We start from the raw sequence: 18,173 nt of genomic DNA on the forward strand, positions 1-18,173 counted from the left end.
GGTGTCTTCGAAAAGCCTTTAGGCCTTATCCTGGCGCGGTGAGTGATACGGCAGCAGAGGATGGAGAAGATGTCGAAGCATGGTTACGAGACGGGGCGGCTCAATCTTCCCTTTGTCGGTCACTGTACCTTCGGGAAACAGCCGATCTGCCTGGAGTGGGACAAGATTGAAGCTGATGTCGCGATCCTCGGTGCGCCCTTCGACATGGGCACTCAGTACCGCGCCGGTGCGCGCTTCGGTCCACGTTCGATCCGTGAAGCCTCCACGCTCTTCTCCTTCGGGCACGGCGGTGCTTACGATTTTGAAGACGACATCACCTATCTGCCGGTTGACAAGGTCAGGATGGTCGATATCGGCGACGCGGATATCATCCATACCGACACCATCAACAGCCATGCCAACATCGAAACCGGCGTTCGTGCGATCCTGAAAGCAGGCGCGCTGCCTGTCGTTCTTGGCGGCGATCATTCGGTGCATATTCCTTGCATCCGCGCCTTCGACGATCAGCCGCCGGTCCACATCATTCATATCGATGCGCATCTGGACTTTGTCGACGAGCGCCACGGGGTGCGTTACGGCCACGGCAACCCGCTGCGCCGGGCGTCGGAGATGTCACATGTAACCGGATTCACTCAGATGGGGATTCGGAATGTTTCCTCCTCCAACCGGGAAGACTATCAGGCTGCGCGGGATGCGGGCTCTGACATCCTCTCGGTGCGCGACGTGCGCAGGCTTGGAACCGAAGGCGTGCTGGCCCGCATTCCGGAAGGTGTGCGCTACTATGCGACGGTCGATGTGGACGGTTTCGATCCCTCGATCGCACCGGGCACGGGAACGCCAAGCCATGGCGGCTTCCTCTATTACGAAGTTCTGGAGCTCTTCCAGGGCCTGGCCAAGCGCGGCGACATCGTCGGCATCGATTTCGTCGAGGTCGCGCCCGATTACGACCAGAGCGGTTCAACCGCGTTTCTGGCCGCGCAGTTCCTGATGAATGTGCTGGGCTTTATTTTCCACGAGCGGGATCAGCGCGCGGGTTGAGGCTCAACCTGGTCTTGAGACTCCAGCATCTTGTCGACCCGCGTGCGCAGGAGTTCCGCCGAGACGGCGAAATTGACTCCTGCGTTGGCGTCGGACTCCTTGGTGAAGATGGCGCTGAGCATGCCGACCAGGCGTCCTTCTTCGTCGATCAGCGCGCCGCCTGATGCACCCGGGTTGACGGCGGCGTCGGTCTGTATGAAGTCCTCAATCGGGTTGAAGCCGATCCCCGAGCGTGCATTGGCCGAGACAATGCCGCAGGTGATGCTGAGATCGAGCCCGAAGGCGTTCGCGATGGCGCAGACATGGGCGCCGGTGGCGGGGCGATCGGAGGCGATCTCGATGGGTTGTGTGGGCGCGTCGATCCGCAGCAGGGCGATGTCGGAGGCGCCGTCGATTGCAAGGATCTTAGCCGCGATCTGGTTCCCCTCGTGATCCCGAACCTTGACCTCCGTGGCGCGCGCAACGACGTGGGCGGCGGTGACGATCAGACCTTCTTCCAGGATGGCGACACCTGTGCCTTCGGGCGCCGTTCCTTGCGGCGCACCGAAACCCGGCCTGTTGTACCCGGGCCAGGTCGGTTGCACAGAAACCACCGAGGGCGAGGCGATCTTCCAGGCTGTTTCCGCGTGGTCCGCCTGCAGGGGCGCTGAGTGCGCAAGCGGCAGTGCGAAGATGCCGATGCAAAATGCCTTTAGAACCCGCTCCATAGCGTCCAACCAATTATCAATTGCTGCCCTTGACCGACTAGAGCAGACTCCTCTGCCGCGGTAAACCGCCGTCAGGATAAATTACGCCTCCGCAATTGCTCGAAAGCCGCAGAACGTGCACCAAAAAACCGATCTCCTGAAGCTCCTGCCTTTTGCTCTCGTTGCTTTTGCGGTTCTCATCCTACCGGCTGCCGCTCATGCTCAGGACGATGATTGCCGCCAGCCTGTGGCCGTTTGCGCGGCGCGTCTGGCGGTCTTTGCCATCTCGGCCTTTGATCCGGTCGGCAGCGCGGTACGCATCGGCGAGACACAACTGGTGACGGCGCGCCATGTCGTGGCCGACCGCCAATCAGCCGAGCTCTTCCTTCAGGACGGCAGCAAGATCGAAGCGCGAGTCGTGCCGAGCGATTACAAGGCCGATATCATCTTGCTTTCGGCGCCTGATCTGCCGCCGGGGCCGGTTCTGCAGGCAGTGGATGCGCAGGAAGATTCGAAGCTCTTCACCGTGGGCGCCGATGTCCGGTTACAAAGGATCAGGGCTTATGATCCGGGAGGTGTCACGCTTTTGCCTGCTGAGGATAAAGCCCTCGCACGCCTCCATCACACGGCGCACAGTCAGCCTGGCAACAGTGGCGGCGCGCTGGTTGATCAGGACGGCCGGCTGATCGGTATCGTGGCGGCGGGTGGTGAAGGACGGCATGAGGCGGTGCCCTCCGCCGATCTCGCTACCCTGAAAGACCGAAGCGGACCTGAACATGAAGCTGTCAGCGCAGAGATAGGGGCTGCGGTCCGCATCTGTACCCTGCAGCTCGAAAACCTGCGCGGGCGCCGTGGCGCGTTGGACGAACAGCAGATCAAGGCGCTGACCACGGCCTGCCGCCGCAGCGGCAATCGGCAGCTCTATGACCTGGCGGGCCAGGCCTTTGGCATCCGCAGGATGACTGACGAGTCCCTGGCTCTCTTTCTGGAGTCCATTGAGCAGGACCCTCATGCACTGAACAGTCGGATCGGTTTGGCGATCACCTACCACATGGCTTTGCGCTATGAGGAAGAGCTGCCGCATCTGCACTTTCTCATGCAGCATGCGCCGAAGGATCCGCAGGTGCTGCGTTTCGCCATACAGGCCGGGGTCTGGGGGAACGACTTGGAAATCGCTCAACTGGCCCTCAAGCGCCTGAAGGAAGTTGATCCGCGCGCGGCCCTGGCGGCTGAGCACTTCATGAAGGAACCGCCGCCCCGGCCCCAGCCCCGCTGAGTGAAGGGGGGGAGTGAAGGGCATGCTGAGCTGAAACCGAGCCGGTACTTGCCCGGTTGCAGATCCGGCTACACCACGATCCAGCCGATAAAGCTTTTGTAACGGCCAGTGGCAGGCCGCCAGTCTCTGGTCTGGCCGGTCTCCTGGTCAGCCGTCTCTTTCGCCCGCCAATCTACCCGACCGAGTGAGGGTCTTTCTTTCCACTTCGAAACCAGACTCTTCACTTGACTAAAATGCAAATGCAACTCATTCTCAAAATCTGTTTCTACCGGATTGGAAATCGTCACAGCGACAGGAGTTGATCACATGAATCGCGGTATGCAGCATGGCCTGGAAGGCCAAAAAGTCCGTGTTGTGGCCGACCTGACATTGCCGGAAGCCCTGGTCATCTGGTCGTTGCGAAAATATGATCATGCCCGTCGGGGGGAGGACGGCCGTGATAGCTATGGTGGCGATGATCCAACGAACCCGGTACGGCTAAATCCCACCCAGCCAGATCTCTGTCAGCTGGGCTTGAACATCGGAAAACTCGACTATCTGAGCGCGACCTTTACGAAGGTCTTCGGGGATGCACATCTTGCGGAGGCGCTCGAGACTTTTGGCCGGCTCATGACAGCCCTTGGACAAGGCGCGCGCTGCCAACTGCGCATCAATGCCTATGACGAGGAGTGCCTCTCTATTCATGAGGAGCACTTTCTATCGATCCTCTCTGCGTTTCAGCAAACGGAAATCGAGCGCGCGGCAATGCTCGTACAGTGGCTGATAAACGCCGATTTCAATCCCACCTTCACCCGGCACGCCCGCTTGTTTGCGATGCTTCTTTTGAAGTCAGGGCACTCCATGACCGGCATGGTCGTCGAGATGTTACAGGGCGAAACATCACTCTTCGAGAAGAGCCGAAAAGCGTGTACTCCCCTTGTCGAGCGGGTTCAGGACCTGACACTGGGGGAGGCGGTTATATTGCAGGGCACGCGGCGCTGGGTAGGCTGTCTGCATCAGGAAAAGGATCCTTTTCCTGTTCTTGAGGCGCACTTCGGACACTATGGTGTTTCAGGTTGCGCTGCCGGATTGAACGCTGTTCTGCGCAACATTGCCTACGCTGCCAGCCGTATGGTCGATGTACGCGGGCCTGCATGCCCGAATCTTTCGCCCGATGAGGCGGATCTGCTGCATGCGGTTGCAGGCTTCCAGCGGAGCGATAGCGCCCCCGCCCATCATGCGCTTGCAAACTGGCTGCCGCCGGCCGCAATCCGTTTATCCGCCGGCGCACTCTCAAGTCTTGCGGAAAGCCTCCGGACCGCGGGTTTGATTCTGCCCCTGCGGAAGCGGTCACCCGGTAGTGAAGTCATGTCCCATCACACCCGTTCCTGGCATTTCGAACGCAGTGACGCGACAGGCAGAACCCTGCACTGACCTCAGGCTTTCATTCCGTCACGCTCAGCCTTTGACAATGGCGCTGATCAGGGCGTTGACCTCGTTGGCACGCTCCATGTGCGGCATGTGCCCGGTATCGTCGTAGATCTGTATCTTCAGTCTGTCGGGCAACCCTTCTGCATGGGAGGCGGGAATGATCCGGTCGTTCCGGCCCCATATGATCTGTGTCGGCGCGACCAGGTCATCGAGACGGTCCTTGAGTGCCGACGCCTGCTGACCTGCGGGCATATTTTTGTCACGCAGCAGTTCCAGGGCCGGACCGACGCCGTCCAGGCGTTTGTACTTGATGATGTCCTCGATCATGTCGGGCGAGATTCCCGTGGGGTCGTCGACCAGAAGTTCGATCACGGCCCGGAGCTTCCGTGCGCGTGTCTGGGTGATGAAGCCGTCGATGTACTCCATGTTGATATCGGGCCCGAAACCGACCGGCGCGATCAGCGAGAGACTAGCCACCTGATCCGGATAGCGGGTGGCGAGATCCAGGGCGATGCCGCCGCCCATGGAGTGCCCGACGAGGTGCGCGCGCCCGATCTTCATGGCCGACATGAAGCTCTGCAGCATGTCGGTCAGGGTGGCGAGCTCACCATCGCCTATCTGTTTCGTCGAGCCACCATGACCGGGCAGGTCCACCGCGTAGGTCTGGAAGTCCTCGGACAAGGCTTCCTGATTCAGCATCCAGTTATCGAACCCACCGCCGAAGCCGTGCACGAACAGTATCGGCTCGTCACTGTCCGACCCCATCGTCATGTAACGGATCGACTGGCCAGGCTGAATTTCCACGGTCTCGGGTTCCGCAGCGCCCGCAGCGGCTTCGTCCAGGACGAAATTGTCTTTGAAGTCCCTTACGAACCCGTCGATCGTGGCATCGTCGACGTCTTCCTCGGCGCATACAGCGAGCAGGAAGCCCACCGGTACGGTTTCGCCATCCATGGTCACGAAGCGGCGCAACTGACCCGTCAACGGAGATTCGAACGCATTGGTGATTTTGGTGGTCTCGATGTCCGCGATCTCCTGCCCCTTTTCGATCGCGTCGCCTTCCTCAACCTGCCACTCAACCAGCATGCCTTCTTCCATCGCGAGGCCCCACTTGGGCATCAGGATTGGTTCGATATTCCCGCTCATTCAGCGTCTCCGAAATATTTGACCTTTTTTAAGTCGAATTGAAGGTAAAAAATCCTATTCCTTCAACGGGCTCAATAACCGCACAGGTGGTTTACATTCTGTAAAGAATGCAATTTTTAGTGGCCTTTTCCCAACACCTCCCGGACGGCCGCTTCGATCTTAGCGGTGCTGGGAATGTAGAGATCTTCCAGGGCCGGCGAGAAGGGTACTGGGCAGTGCGGTGCGGTCACCATTTTGACCGGAGCTTTCAGGTCGCTGAAGATCTCCTGGCTGACCAGGGCCGAAACATCTGTGGCCATGTTGCAGCGCGGATGAGCTTCATCAATCACCACCAGACGCCCGGTCTCGGAAACGGTTTCCAGAATTGTCTCGGTGTCGAGCGGCGAAGTGGTTCTGGGGTCGACCACGGTGCAGGTGATGCCCGAGGCCTTCAGGCTGTCCGCTGCCTCATTTGCCAGGTTCACCATGCGGCCGAAAGCCACCAGGGTGACGTCGTCGCCTTCGCGGGTCACGTTGGCCTCGCCGAAGGGGATGCCATAGGCCTCGTCGGGCACTTCCATCTCCTCGTCGTACATGGCCTTGTGCTCGAAGATCACGACCGGATCGTCGTCGCGGATCGCCTGGGTCATCAGGCCCTTTGCCTCGTAAGCATTGGAGGGCAGCGCGACCTTCAGGCCCGGGATATGGGTGAAGAGGGGATAGAGGCACTGGCTGTGCTGCGAGGCCGCCCGGAATCCCGCGCCGTACATGGTTCGGATCACCAATGGTGTGACCGCCTTGCCGCCGAACATGTAGCGGAACTTGGCGGCCTGATTGAAGATCTGATCGAAGCAGACGCCCATGAAGTCGACGAACATCAGCTCTGCCACAGGGCGCAGACCGGTCGCAGCCGCGCCCGCCGCGCATCCGATAAAGGCGCTTTCGCTGATCGGGGTGTCCAGCACCCGGTCCCGGCCGAATTTCGGCATCAGGCCCTTGGTGACGCCGAGAACGCCGCCCCAGGCATCGTCCTCACCGGGCGCGCCCATGCCGCCGGCGATGTCCTCGCCCATGACGACGACCCGCTCGTCCCGTTCCATTTCCTGGTAGATCGCTTCGTTGAGCGCCTGCCGATAGCTTTTTACGGACATTTTTTGCTCCCTTCCGTCGCCTATTTTGTTTCTGTGCCAGCCCTCTCCCCCTCCCGACCACCCAATGCGATTATCCTGTGGGTGGTCGGGAGGGGGAGAGGGCTGGCGCCGGTTCGACGTCAGTCGAACCTAATCAAAGAACACGCCGGTGCCGGTTCGACGGCAGTCGAACCTAATCAAACAGCGTGAGTCAGAACCTCAATACTTCACGTAGACATCGGTCATCAGATCGGCCTCTGCCGGCGGACTGGCGCTGGTGGCCGTGGCCGCGCACTGATCGATGTAACTCTTCACGTTACCCTCGATCTCGCTGAGCTCATCGCTCTCCAGCAGGGAGGTTTCGACGACCCGTTGCTTGAAGAGGTTCAGGCAGTCCTTCGTGGCCTTGATCTTGTCGATTTCGTCCTCGCCTTTGTAGGTGATGGCGTCGCCTTCGAAGTGGCCGTAGTAGCGGTTGAGCTTAACGTGGATGAGGGAGGGACCTTCGCCGCCCCGCGCCCGCTCGATCGCTTCCCGCGCCACTTCCCAGACCGCGAAGAAGTCGTGGCCGTCGACCTCCACGCCCGACATGCCGAAGCCTTCGGCGCGTTTCGTCTGGGTTCCCGCGACGGACCAGGCGGAGGCGGTGGATTCCGCATAACCGTTGTCCTCGACCACGAAGATGGCGGGCAGGTTCCAGACCTTGGCGAGGTTATAGGATTCCAGGGTCGTGCCCTGGTTCGACGCGCCGTCGCCCAGGAAGGCGATGGCGACCCCGCCGGTCTTCAGGGTCTTGGCGGTCAGGGCCGCACCGCAGATCAGGGGCGGGCCGCCGCCGACGATCCCGTTCGCGCCCAGCATACCTTTGCTGAGATCGGCGATATGCATGGAGCCGCCTTTACCGCCGCAGAGGCCGTCCTTCTTGCCGTAGATCTCCGACATCATGCCTTCCGCGTCGCAGCCCTTGGCAATGCAGTGACCGTGGCCGCGGTGGGTCGAGGCGATGGCGTCCCGGTCTTCCAGGTGCATGCAGACCCCGACCGCCGAGGCTTCCTCGCCCGCGTAGAGATGGACGAAGCCGGGGATGTTCCCGGCGGCGAATTCATCGTGAACCTTGTCCTCGAATTCACGGATAAGGCACATGCGCCGATAGGCTTCTTTCAGGTCATCGCGGTTTAATTGCACCTGCGGATCCTCCCTTAGACTATTGTTGCAGCTCTCGTGTCGCCTGAGTGAGGCGGAGCTTTTGTTCCTTGCTCTCTTGCCCGCAAAGGGCGTGCCAGATTCGCTTTCCTTGTCTTTCAACTGGATAGCGCCCTAGTGATGTTGCAGATGCGACAACTGTCGCAATGAAGACTGTCGCAATGACACAGTTCGAAGCGACTCCGTTTTTAACCCATTGGGTGCTATACTGCTGCTCACAAGCTGCGCAAAAAGCGGCGTGGGAGGAAAGCGATGAACCTGGATGGCGGTGCGGAAACACGTCACGTAAAACGGGTGCTGGCCGCGATCGCGCATGACGCGGCGGTCTCCAACCCAAAGTCAGGATCAAAACGCAACAGGGTGCCCAGGACCATCGAGGCCTCCTGGCGGCGTTGCGTGCTGTCCCACGGCATCGAACCCCACAAGGTGCGCCAGCCGGTCATCTTGAGCCATGTCGAGGTCACGCCCCTGCGCGACCGCTTCGACGTGCTGAAATCGATCTTCGCGCCGGAGCTGGACCGGCTGCATGAGCGCCTCGCGAAGCTCGACTATGTGGTGCTGCTGGCCAACGCCGACGGCATCACGGTCGATGTGCGCTGCAGTGACGAGATCGACAAGGAAGCCCGGGATTCCGGTCTCTATCCAGGCGTGATCTGGAAAGAGGATTTTCAGGGCACCAACGGCGTGGGCACCTGTCTGGCCACCGGGCAGCCGATCTCCGTGGTGATGGACGATCACTTCGCCATTCACAACACGCCGCTGACCTGCACCGTCGCGCCGATCTATTCCCCGGATCAGGAACTGATCGCGGCGCTGGACGTCTCCACACCGCGCCCGACCGATCACCAGACCCAGCAGCTGGTCATGCAGATCGTCGCCAATGCGGCGCGCCGGATCGAGAACCAGCTCTTCATGGCGCACTTCCAGAGCGGCCACGCCATCGTTGCCCTGTCCCAGGATTCCCGATTCAGCGATCTGGCGAGCGCGACCCTGCTCGCCATGTCCTCCGGCGGCCGGGTCGCCGCCTGGTCGCCCGCCGCCAAGACACTGCTGGACCCGGTGATCGAACGTTCGACGATGGAGTACCGGCTGCAAGATCAAGTGGATCTCTTCATCCGGACCCGCGCCGAGGGCGAGGAGCCCATCGTTCTGGAGGACGTGACGTCCGGCCGTTTCTTCGCGCGCTGTCTCTCCGACGGCGAAACGGTGCAGAGGCAAAAGTCTGGACCGCAGGCGCGGGCGAAACCCAGAGCGAGACAAGAGCCAACCTCAAAGCAGATTTCCGAGGTCATCGTCGGCGCCGATCCTGTGATGGAGCGCAACTTCGCGCTCGCCGCGCGGATCGTGGATGCCGGTCTGCCGATCCTGGTGACAGGCGAGACCGGCAGCGGCAAGGAGGTCTTCGCCAAGCACCTGCATCGGATCAGCGCTCGCGCCAAGGGCCCCTTCGTGGCGGTCAACTGTGCTGCCATTCCCGAGACGCTGATCGAGGGTGAGCTCTTCGGCTACCGCCCCGGCGCCTTCACCGGCGCGGCCAAGAGCGGCTATCGCGGCAAGGTCGCCGAGGCCAACGGCGGCGTGCTCTTCCTGGACGAAATCGGCGATATGCCGCTGGAGCTGCAGACCCGCCTGCTGCGGGTGTTGTCCGAGATGGAACTGACCCCGCTGGGCGGTGCGCCCATCGCGCTGGATCTTCTGGTGATCTCCTCGACCCATCAGGATCTCGAGGCCCTGGTGGCGGAGGGGCGCTTCCGGGAGGACCTCTTCTACCGCATCGCCGGGGCGAATCTCACGATCCCGCCGCTGCGCGCCCGCCGGGACCGTCGGCTCTTCATCACCGAGATGTTCGAGGGACTTTGTGATGCGGCGGGGCGGGATCTCACCCTAACGCCGGAGGTTTTGCATCTCTTCGAGACTTACCCCTGGCCCGGCAATGTCCGCGAGCTGCAGCAGATCCTGCGCTATGCGATTGCCGTGAGCGAAAGCGAGACGGTGGAACTGACCGCGTTGCCCGCCCGCCTGACCGCGGCTCTGGAACCGCGCGCGGCGTCATCGCACAAGACAGAGACCGAACGCCTGGTGATCGAACAGACCCTGAAGCGCTGCCACGGCAAGGTCTCCGCCGCCGCCGAACTGCTCGGCATCAGCCGCTCGACGATGCATCGCCGGATGAAAAGGTTGGGGGTGAAGAGGTAAGTTGCCTCAGTCGTCCTTATTGCCCAGAAGACTTGCATCTGTTGGGCCAACCATGTGGTCCAACGAAGGGCTTTCTGTCCCGTCTTTTGCCCAAATGCCAAAGGGGAAGGGCGCTGGAGGTTTGGCCGGTACGCACACAACGACAGCTTTGCCGTCCCGATAAATCGTGACCTCTTCACCACTTTCTACAGCGGCTAGAAGTTTCGAAAAATGAGTCTGGGCCTCGTCAACGGTGAAGCGCATGGTCAGAGCTCCTTGAGCTTTGCAGTTTGACTACCAGCTCGGCATAAGTTCAACACCCAGCCCGGTCATCTCGCTCTTGGCGGCGGCCAGAGAACCCTCCAGATCGATCGCCCGGCAGGCGGATTCGATCACGGTCGCCTCGAAGCCCTGCTTGCGCGCGTCCACCGCCGAGAAGCGCACGCAGAAATCCGTGGCCAGCCCGACGCAGAAGACCCGCTGAAACCCCCGCTCGCGCAGATAGCCCGCGAGCCCGGTCGGGGTCTTCTGATCGTTCTCGAAAAAGGCCGAGTAGGAATCGATCTCCGTCCGATAGCCCTTGCGGATCACCATCTCCGCCTGCGGCAGCTCCAGCTCGTCATGCAGTTCCGCGCCCCGGGTGCCCTGCACGCAATGATCCGGCCAGAGCGTCTGCGCGCCGTAAGGCATGGTTACCTGCGAAAAGGGCGCAGCCCCGTCATGGCTGGAGGCAAAGGAAGAATGCCCCGCCGGATGCCAATCCTGGGTGATCACCACATGCGCAAAGTCCCGCGCGATCCGATTGATCTCCGGCACCACCGCATCGCCATCCGTCACCGCAAGCCCGCCGCCGGGACAGAAGTCGTACTGCACGTCGATGACAAGAAGGAGATCGGTTTCAAGAGGCGTGATGGGCATGAAGATGATCCGTTCTAAAAAGAGTATTCTGGAGAAGTTAACTTAAGCTGTGGGTGTCCTGCCAGACGCGATCGGAGACTTCTAAATAAGATATAAACAGGTAGATCGGAATGATCGTGTGTCTGCAAGTCCACGCTTTCGGCCCAGGAGTCCAAGACACTGACGGAAACTAAGTACTCTTTGAACCGCCGGTTACATGAAAAAGATGGCCGATAGAACTATGATGGTTAGGCAGAATATGCCTAAACCTGACGCATTACAGTTACCAACACTTAATCTGGATTTTTCAAGAACGTCGAAGAAACGATTCATATCGAGCTACCTTTACGCCGAAAGACAGATCTAAGAAACGTTTCTAGCCAGTGTTGCGCAATTTTTTTCTAGTGCAACAGCTATTCAGGTTTGGATGGCCATTCGATGTTTCCATCTTTGTCGAAGAACTTGGAGAGTTTCTCTGCTTCCTCTTGAAAGCTTGTACCTGGAAACCATCGAGCCACAGTACTAGGTGCAACTGCGAAGTGTTGTGCTATCCCTCGGATGGTAGGTTCTGTCCCTTGAGCCTTCATTTGTGCTGCTAGCCATATCGCGGCCTGACGTTTTTCGTGAGCGTCGATTGTTTGCTGATATTGAGGGTTTGGGCCTCCTAGCCGTTCTCGAATAGGCACGATAAGGTCACGATGAATTATTAACTCATTGTTCCAGCTGAGAGAATCTAACATTGCGCAGATGAGCCAGTCGATCAGTTTATCGGGGACAGCAATACCCCTGCGCACTAAATGAGTTTCTCCATCGCGCGTTAGTTCCTTAGCCTGAACAATTTTTTCCATCAGCTGCAAGCTTAGAGAACTAACTGCATCCTCATCTGCATCAAAAATTGAGGCCACAGTTTGTGGATCAAACCCGAACCGCTCAAGTTCATCTTCCATAGCGAATAAAGCATCGATCCCTCCGAATACTGATATTTCTATTTCAGCATCGGGGTCTGAGCGCCTTAGGTGTAGGTAATTCTCGATGGTAGGATTATTTTTGAACTCAACAGTGGGTTCGTTGTAACCACCGCCTGGCCTTTCGGCGAATTCCATTGGTAGGACTCCTCTCGCAGTTGAACAGATCAACGCAATGGTCCGAGTGTTGGATTGGTCCTGTTAGCAGTTTAGTCGATTAGCATTGCTGTCAAAACTCCGATTTTGCGATTAGCCAACCATTGAGCGAAACGATTATTTGTCCTGATTACGCCCCAACATCTCCGCCATCCGCTCCCGCATCAGAAACTTCTGCGGTTTGCCCGTCACCGTCATCGGCAGCTCTTCCACGAACCTGATATGCCGGGGCACCTTGTAGTGGGCGATCTGGCCCTTACAGAAGGCGGTGATGTCTTCGGTGGTCGCATCGGCCCCCGGCTTTAGGACGATCCAGGCGCAGAGTTCTTCGCCGTACTTGGGATCGGGGATGCCGAAGACCTGGACGTCCTGGACTTTGGGGTGGCGGTGCAGGAAGTCTTCGACCTCGCGGGGATAGATGTTTTCGCCGCCGCGGATGACCATGTCCTTCACCCGCCCGACAATGGCGCAGTAGCCCTCGCGGTCCAGGGTCGCCAGATCGCCGCTGTGCATCCAGCCCGCCGGGTCGATGGACTCTTTGGTGCGGGCGTCGTCGTTCCAGTAGCCGCGCATGACCGAATAGCCGCGGGTGCAGAGTTCGCCTTCCTGGCCGACCGGGACCGTGCGGCCCTCGGCGTCGACGATCTTCACTTCGAGCTGGGGGTGGATGCGTCCGACGGTGGAGACGCGGCGGTCGAGCGGGTCGTCGCAGTGGCTCTGGAAGGAGACCGGGCTGGTCTCAGTCATGCCGTAGGCGATGGTGACCTCGCGCATATGCATGTCGGCGATGACGCGCTTCATGACGTCGATGGGGCAGGGCGCGCCGGCCATGATGCCGGTCCTGAGCGACGAGAGGTCGTGGTTGCGGAACGCGGGATGATCCAGCATGGCGACGAACATGGTCGGCACGCCGTAGAAGGCGGTGCAGCGCTCGCGCGCGACGGCTTTGAGCGCCGTCTCGGCCTCGAAGGCCTCGCTGGGGAAGACCATGGCCGCGCCCTGGGTCGCGCAGCCCAGGCTGCCCATGACCATGCCGAAGCAGTGATAGAGCGGGACCGGAATGGCGAGGCGGTCGTCGGCGGTCAGGCGCATGCGCTCCACCACGAAACGCGCGTTGTTGACGATGTTGAAATGGGTCAGGGTCGCGCCCTTGGGCGAACCGGTGGTGCCGCTGGTGAACTGGATGTTGATGGGATCGTCCGGGTCCAGCTTCGCGGTGATGTCGTCCAGGCGCAGGCGCTGCGCCGGTCCGGCCAGCGACAGCAGCTCGTCGAAGCGCAGCATGCCGGGGATGGGTTCGGGACTGGTGACAATGATCGAGCGCAGGAAGGGCAGTTTGCTTGACGACAGACGCCCTGCTTCGGCCTCGGCCAGCTCCGGCGCGATGGAGGTGATCATCTCGACATAGTTAGTCGACTTGAAAGCCTCGGCGATGATCAGCGCCTTGCAGGCCACCTTGTTGAGAACGTATTCCAGCTCGGCGCTGCGGTAGGCCGGATTGACCGTCACCAGGACCGCGCCGATGCGCGCGGTGGCGAACTGGGTCAGCAGCCACTCCGGGCGGTTGGGCGACCAGATCCCGACCCGGTCGCCCGGTTCGATGCCGATGGCCAGCAGGCCCGCTGCTAGGTCGTCGACCTTGCGCGCCAGTTCCGAATAGCTCCAGCGGACCCCATGCGCGGGAAAAACCGCCGCGTCGCGCGCGCCGTATTGAAGGGCGGTGTCGGCCAGCACCTGGGGCACGGTCTTGCGCCAGAGCGGTTGGCGGCGGTCGCCCGTGACGTAGGAGAGGCCGTCATGCGGTTTCAGGCTTTCGGAATCTTCGCTCCGGCTCTCCGCTGCACTGTCCGACAGGGAGGTAATCGGCTGCGAAAGATCGCCGATGGTGAAGCCGTAGTTCATGACTACATGCTCTTCCAGTCGCCGGCCTGCTCGAAGGCATGTGCGGCGCGGTAGATGGTGGACTCGTCGTAATGCTTGCCGATCAACTGCAGGCCGATGGGCAGGCCCTCGCTCATCCCGCAGGGGATCGACATGGCCGGATGGCCCGTGGCGTCGAAGGGGGCGGTGTTGGAGATCATCTCGAAGGCGCGCTGGATATAGAGCGAGAGCGGCGCGTCCGGCCCGGGCAGCGGCGGGGCCTTCAGGGGCAGGGTCGGCATCATCAGCAGGTCGTAACGCTGCAGCACCTGATCGTAGTCCTGTTTCAGGCGGCGGCTGAGATTCTGCGCCTTGGCATAGTAGTGGCCGCGATGGTGCTTGAGCATGTACTCGCCGATGAACATGGAGATCTTCAGGCTCGGTGAGAGCTCGTCGGCGCGGCTGCGCCAGTTGGCGTGATGATCCAGCAGGCTGGTCATGTAGAGGCCTTCCCAGCCGGTCGCAAAGCCGTTGCCGTGCATCATGATATCGGTCAGGCCTTCCAGCGCGATGGGCGTCCAGATCGCTGTGCCGTCCAGATGGATGGGCACGGAGATCTCCTCAACCATCGCGCCGAGCCGCCGGAAGGTCTCGGCGGCCTGCCGTACCTTAGCGTCCACGTCGGCCTCGCTGTTGGGCAGGCCGAAGCCTTCGCGTACCAGACCGATCCGAAGACCGGCGACGCCGCGCCCGAGCGCCGTCAGATACTTGTCGATCTTCGGCGCGTACTGGCGCGGGTCCAGGCCGTCTTCACCCGCCAGCACTTCCAGCAGCAGGGCGTTGTCCTCCACGTTGGTGGTCATGGGGCCGGTGTGATCGATGGTCGGCTCGATGGGCATGATGCCGGTGTAGGGCACCAGGCCGTGGGTCGGCTTCATACCATAGCCGCCGCAGAAGGAGGCGGGGATTCGGATGGAGCCGCCCTGATCGCCGCCAATGGCCATCTCCACCTCGCCCAGTCCGACCAGTGCGCCGGACCCGGAGGAAGAGCCGCCCGCCGTATGGCCCAGCTTGTAGGGATTGTGTACCGGGCCAGTAGCGTTGGTGTGGCTGCCGCCCGAAAGGCAGAAGTACTCGCAATGGGCCTTGCCGACGATGGTGCCGCCCGCATCCAGAATGCGGGTGACGATGGTGGCGTCGATATCGGGCGTGTAGCCCTCCAGCGTCGAGGCGCCGTTCATCATGGGCACACCCGCCAGACAGACGTTATCTTTCAGGGCAACGCGCTTGCCTTCCAGGGGACCCGAAGGTGCGCCCCGGATATCGGTCTTGATGTACCAGGCATTGAGCGGGTTTTCCTCCTGGTTCGGGCGGCGGCCCGGCGTGCGCGGATACTTCACCTGGGGCAGGTTGTCCGGCAGGGCATCGACCCGGTCATAGGCCTGGAGAGTGCCCTCCATGATGGTCATGTAATCCATGATCTCGCGGTCGCTCATGGACATGCCGAGCCCGCCGACGACTCCGCGCATCTGATCCAGTGTGGGGCGTCGAACGGTCATGTAGGCCTCCCTGAGTGGCGCCGGTGGGGTGCTGCCGGGCATGGGGTGGATGGGCGATGGTTTTGCCGTCGTTGCGTTTGGTTTCGTGAAGGAGAGGTGTTCGCTGGCGGCCGGCTGAATGGAGGACGGGACGGCGGGCGCAGTGTTTGCGGGGGCGGCTACTCTGCCACTGGTCTGCCGTGCCGCGCCGAAGCCGACGAACTCCTCGATCAGCGCCGGATTGACCGCCGCGTCGATGGGCACCTCGCCGGTGATGGCGCCGCGTTCCAGGATCATCAGGCGGCTGGAGACCGCGCTGAGGAATTCCAGGTTCTGCTCCACAACCAGGATGGTCAGATTGGTCTCGCGCCGGATGGTGTTGAGAGTCTCTTCGATCTCTTCGATGATCGAAGGCTGGATGCCTTCGGTCGGTTCGTCGAGCAGCATCATCAGCGGTTCGGCGATCAGGCAGCGCGCGAGCGCCAGCAACTGCTGCTCACCGCCGGAGAGCGCGCCGCCCTGGCGGTCCAGCAGGCGGGTCAGGCGCGGGAACCATCCCAGCAGGCGCTCCACGGCTTCGTCGGCGGTGCCGCCGGTCTCCGCCGGCCAGGCGAAGCGCAGGTTGTCGAGGACGCTGAGCTGGCTGAAGATCCCCCGGCCCTGGGGCACGTAGCCCAGCCCGGCCCGGGCGCGCAGGTGCGGGCTGCTCTTGGTGATGTCCTCGCCGTCGAAGATCACCGCGCCGCCGGTGGCGGGCAGGAAGCCCATGATCGTTTTCAGCAGGGTCGACTTACCCATGCCGTTGTGGCCGAGCAGGCCGACCGCTTCGCCCTCGTGCACCGTCAGGCTGACGCCGCGCAGCACCGGAATGTCGCCGTAGCCGCCCAGCAGGTTTTTGACTTCCAACAGAAGTGGGGCTTTGTCGTTGCCAGTCTGATCCTTTTCCGGGGCTGTGGAGGTGATCGCGTTCATGCCCGTTTCCCCAGATAGACATCGCGCACCGCCGGGTCGGCCATGACCGCCTCGACCGGCGCTTCGGTCAGCACCCGGCCCTGGTGAAAAACCGTCACGGTCTGAGCGATGCTGCGCACGAAGTGCATGTCGTGTTCCACGATGACCAGGGCCGCATCCCGGTTCAGTTCGTGGATCACTTCGATCATGCGCTCGACCTCTTCCCCGGTCAGGCCCGCCGCCGGCTCGTCCAGCAGCACCAGGGCCGGCCGTCCGGCCATGACGATGCCCAGCTCCACCAGTTGCCGCTTGCCGTGGGCCAGGGTCGCGACCTCGTCGGTGGCGATATCCTGCAGCTCGAGCCGTTCCAGGACTTCCTCAGTTGTGCGATTGGCTTCGCAGCTGCTTTGCGCCTGCCGGGCCGAGAGCCAGATGTTTTCGTGGGCCGTGAGGGTGTTCATCACGCTGGGCACCTGGGTCTTGATGCCGACACCGCGCCGCGCGATGGCGTGGGGATGTATGCCGGTACAGTCTTCGCCCTGCAGGTAGATGCTGCCTTCGCTGGGCTTGAGCAGGCCGGTCAGGCACTTGAAGAAAGTGCTCTTGCCTGCGCCGTTGGGGCCGATCAGGCAGCGCAGTTCGTCGTTTTCCAGGCGGAAATCCACGTTCTCGAGAGCGGTGACGCCGCCGAAACGCATGGTGACGGCACGGGTTTCCAGGATCGCGTCAGCGCGCATGACGGAGCCTCCGCCGGGCGTTGCGTCCGCCGCGTTTTCCGGCTCCTGCCGCCGTCGCCCTGCGCCGGCGTTTCTTGAAGAAGGGGGCTAGCGTCGGCACGATCCCGCGCGGCAGGAAGAGAACCGTGACCACCAGGATGCTGCCCAGAACGAAGAGATTGTTCACCAGGGTCTGCTGGCCGAGGAAGAATTTCAGCGCGCCCAAAGCAAAGGCGCCGACGATGGGACCCAAAAGGCTGCCCGCGCCGCCAACGATGACCCAGATGATGATCTCCGCGGACTGGCTGAGACTGAAGAGGGCGGGGGTGACGATTTCGGCCCAGTTGGCAAAGAGCATACCCGACAGACCCGCGAGCATGCCGCCGATGGCGAAGGCGAGGGTTTTGACCAAGCGCACGTCATAGCCAACCAGTTCGGCCCGCAGTTCGTTTTCCCGGATGCCGACCAGGATCCGTCCGAAGGGCGCGGTCAGGAGCCAGCGCAGGCCCAGATACGCGAGCAGCAGAATCAGGGCGCAGAAGTAATAGAGATACTCGTTGATCAGATACTCGCTGGAGTCCCAGGGCAGGGTCAGGGTGTCGAAGCCGGGAATGCCGTTGAAGCCGCCGAGGCGGGCGTCGCCGATCTTATAGGCGCTGCCCGCGGTGGAGTTCATGAACTTGAAGAGAATGAGAGTCACGACGAGTGTGACTACGGCGAGATAGACATCGCTCAGGCGGCCATAAAACAGCATAGCGCCCAGGGCCGCGGCAAAGAGCGCCGGAATGATCAATGAGACCAGGGCCGCGATCCAGGGATCGGCGAAGTTGATCGACGCGATGGCAAAGCCGTAAGCGCCGAGACCGAAGAAGGCCGCCTGACCGAAACAGAGAATACCGCCGAAGCCCCAGATGAAGCCCAGGCTGAGCGCGAGCAAGCCGTAGATGGTCAAGACTGTCAGGGTGTAGATGTCGTCGAAAAGAAAGGGCGCGGCCACCAGAAGTGCGAGCCCGACAGCGGCGGAGAAGGCGGTTTCGCGTAGCATCG

Annotated in this window: 15 protein-coding genes; 4 read left to right on the plus strand and 11 right to left on the minus strand. The window is 61.4% G+C overall.

All coding sequences use genetic code 11. The annotated features are described in order from the left end of the window. Positions 1-69 precede the first annotated feature (69 nt). A complete protein-coding gene (gene speB, locus FKG95_RS22860; RefSeq protein WP_142898744.1) occupies positions 70-1,038 on the plus strand; it encodes an agmatinase in 969 nt (322 codons plus the stop codon). Here speB and FKG95_RS22865 read toward each other — a convergent pair. Then, positions 1,023-1,745 carry a S1C family serine protease gene (locus tag FKG95_RS22865; RefSeq protein WP_142898745.1) on the minus strand — a complete coding sequence of 241 codons (723 nt, stop codon included), beginning with the start codon at positions 1,743-1,745 and terminating at the stop codon, positions 1,023-1,025. The genes speB and FKG95_RS22865 overlap by 16 nt on opposite strands. A gap of 115 nt (positions 1,746-1,860) precedes the next feature. Here FKG95_RS22865 and FKG95_RS22870 point away from each other — a divergent pair, with 115 nt between their 5' ends. Further along, on the plus strand, positions 1,861-3,000 hold the full coding sequence (locus tag FKG95_RS22870; RefSeq protein WP_179954235.1) for a S1 family peptidase: 1,140 nt from the start codon (positions 1,861-1,863) through the stop codon (positions 2,998-3,000). 306 nt (positions 3,001-3,306) lie between these two features. Then, positions 3,307-4,413, plus strand: a complete 1,107-nt coding sequence (locus tag FKG95_RS22875; protein WP_142898747.1) for a hypothetical protein — start codon at positions 3,307-3,309, stop codon at positions 4,411-4,413. A gap of 24 nt (positions 4,414-4,437) precedes the next feature. Here FKG95_RS22875 and FKG95_RS22880 read toward each other — a convergent pair whose 3' ends face one another. From FKG95_RS22880 to FKG95_RS22890, 3 genes are all read right to left on the minus strand, one after another. Continuing rightward, positions 4,438-5,556, minus strand: a complete 1,119-nt coding sequence (locus FKG95_RS22880) for an acetoin dehydrogenase dihydrolipoyllysine-residue acetyltransferase subunit (protein ID WP_142898748.1) — start codon at positions 5,554-5,556, stop codon at positions 4,438-4,440. A 116-nt stretch (positions 5,557-5,672) separates the two neighbouring features. Beyond that, the gene (locus FKG95_RS22885; RefSeq protein ID WP_142898749.1) at positions 5,673-6,686 is read right to left on the minus strand and encodes an alpha-ketoacid dehydrogenase subunit beta; all 1,014 of its coding nucleotides are present in this window, start codon (positions 6,684-6,686) and stop codon (positions 5,673-5,675) included. A gap of 198 nt (positions 6,687-6,884) precedes the next feature. Continuing rightward, a complete protein-coding gene (locus tag FKG95_RS22890; RefSeq protein WP_281281494.1) occupies positions 6,885-7,850 on the minus strand; it encodes a thiamine pyrophosphate-dependent dehydrogenase E1 component subunit alpha in 966 nt (321 codons plus the stop codon). Between the two features lie 270 nt (positions 7,851-8,120). On the opposite strand from FKG95_RS22890, the gene FKG95_RS22895 reads away from it, so the two are divergent. Then, on the plus strand, positions 8,121-10,064 hold the full coding sequence (locus FKG95_RS22895) for a sigma-54-dependent Fis family transcriptional regulator (RefSeq protein ID WP_142898750.1): 1,944 nt from the start codon (positions 8,121-8,123) through the stop codon (positions 10,062-10,064). Positions 10,065-10,070: 6 nt separating this feature from the next. Here the strand turns inward: FKG95_RS22895 and FKG95_RS30490 are convergent, their stop codons facing one another. From FKG95_RS30490 to FKG95_RS22930, 7 genes are all read right to left on the minus strand, one after another. Next, positions 10,071-10,307, minus strand: a complete 237-nt coding sequence (locus tag FKG95_RS30490; protein WP_142898751.1) for a type II toxin-antitoxin system Phd/YefM family antitoxin — start codon at positions 10,305-10,307, stop codon at positions 10,071-10,073. Positions 10,308-10,337: 30 nt separating this feature from the next. Then, on the minus strand, positions 10,338-10,961 hold the full coding sequence (gene pncA, locus FKG95_RS22905) for a bifunctional nicotinamidase/pyrazinamidase (RefSeq protein WP_142898752.1): 624 nt from the start codon (positions 10,959-10,961) through the stop codon (positions 10,338-10,340). A 392-nt stretch (positions 10,962-11,353) separates the two neighbouring features. Next, entirely contained in the window at positions 11,354-12,043 is a 690-nt protein-coding gene (locus FKG95_RS22910; protein WP_142898753.1) for a hypothetical protein, read from the minus strand. A gap of 135 nt (positions 12,044-12,178) precedes the next feature. Next, a complete protein-coding gene (locus tag FKG95_RS22915) occupies positions 12,179-13,963 on the minus strand; it encodes an AMP-binding protein (RefSeq protein WP_142898754.1) in 1,785 nt (594 codons plus the stop codon). Positions 13,964-13,965: 2 nt separating this feature from the next. After that, a complete protein-coding gene (locus FKG95_RS30245) occupies positions 13,966-16,431 on the minus strand; it encodes an amidase (RefSeq protein WP_142898755.1) in 2,466 nt (821 codons plus the stop codon). After that, positions 16,428-17,147, minus strand: coding sequence for an ABC transporter ATP-binding protein (locus FKG95_RS22925; RefSeq protein ID WP_142898756.1), 720 nt, complete (start codon positions 17,145-17,147; stop codon positions 16,428-16,430). Before FKG95_RS22925 ends, FKG95_RS30245 begins: the two co-directional genes overlap by 4 nt. Further along, the gene (locus tag FKG95_RS22930) at positions 17,137-18,171 is read right to left on the minus strand and encodes a branched-chain amino acid ABC transporter permease (RefSeq protein ID WP_142898757.1); all 1,035 of its coding nucleotides are present in this window, start codon (positions 18,169-18,171) and stop codon (positions 17,137-17,139) included. The genes FKG95_RS22925 and FKG95_RS22930 overlap by 11 nt, the downstream gene beginning before the upstream one ends. Between the last annotated feature and the right edge of the window lie 2 nt (positions 18,172-18,173).

Source organism: Denitrobaculum tricleocarpae, from assembly GCF_007004665.1.
GTDB lineage: Bacteria > Pseudomonadota > Alphaproteobacteria > Kiloniellales > Kiloniellaceae > Denitrobaculum > Denitrobaculum tricleocarpae.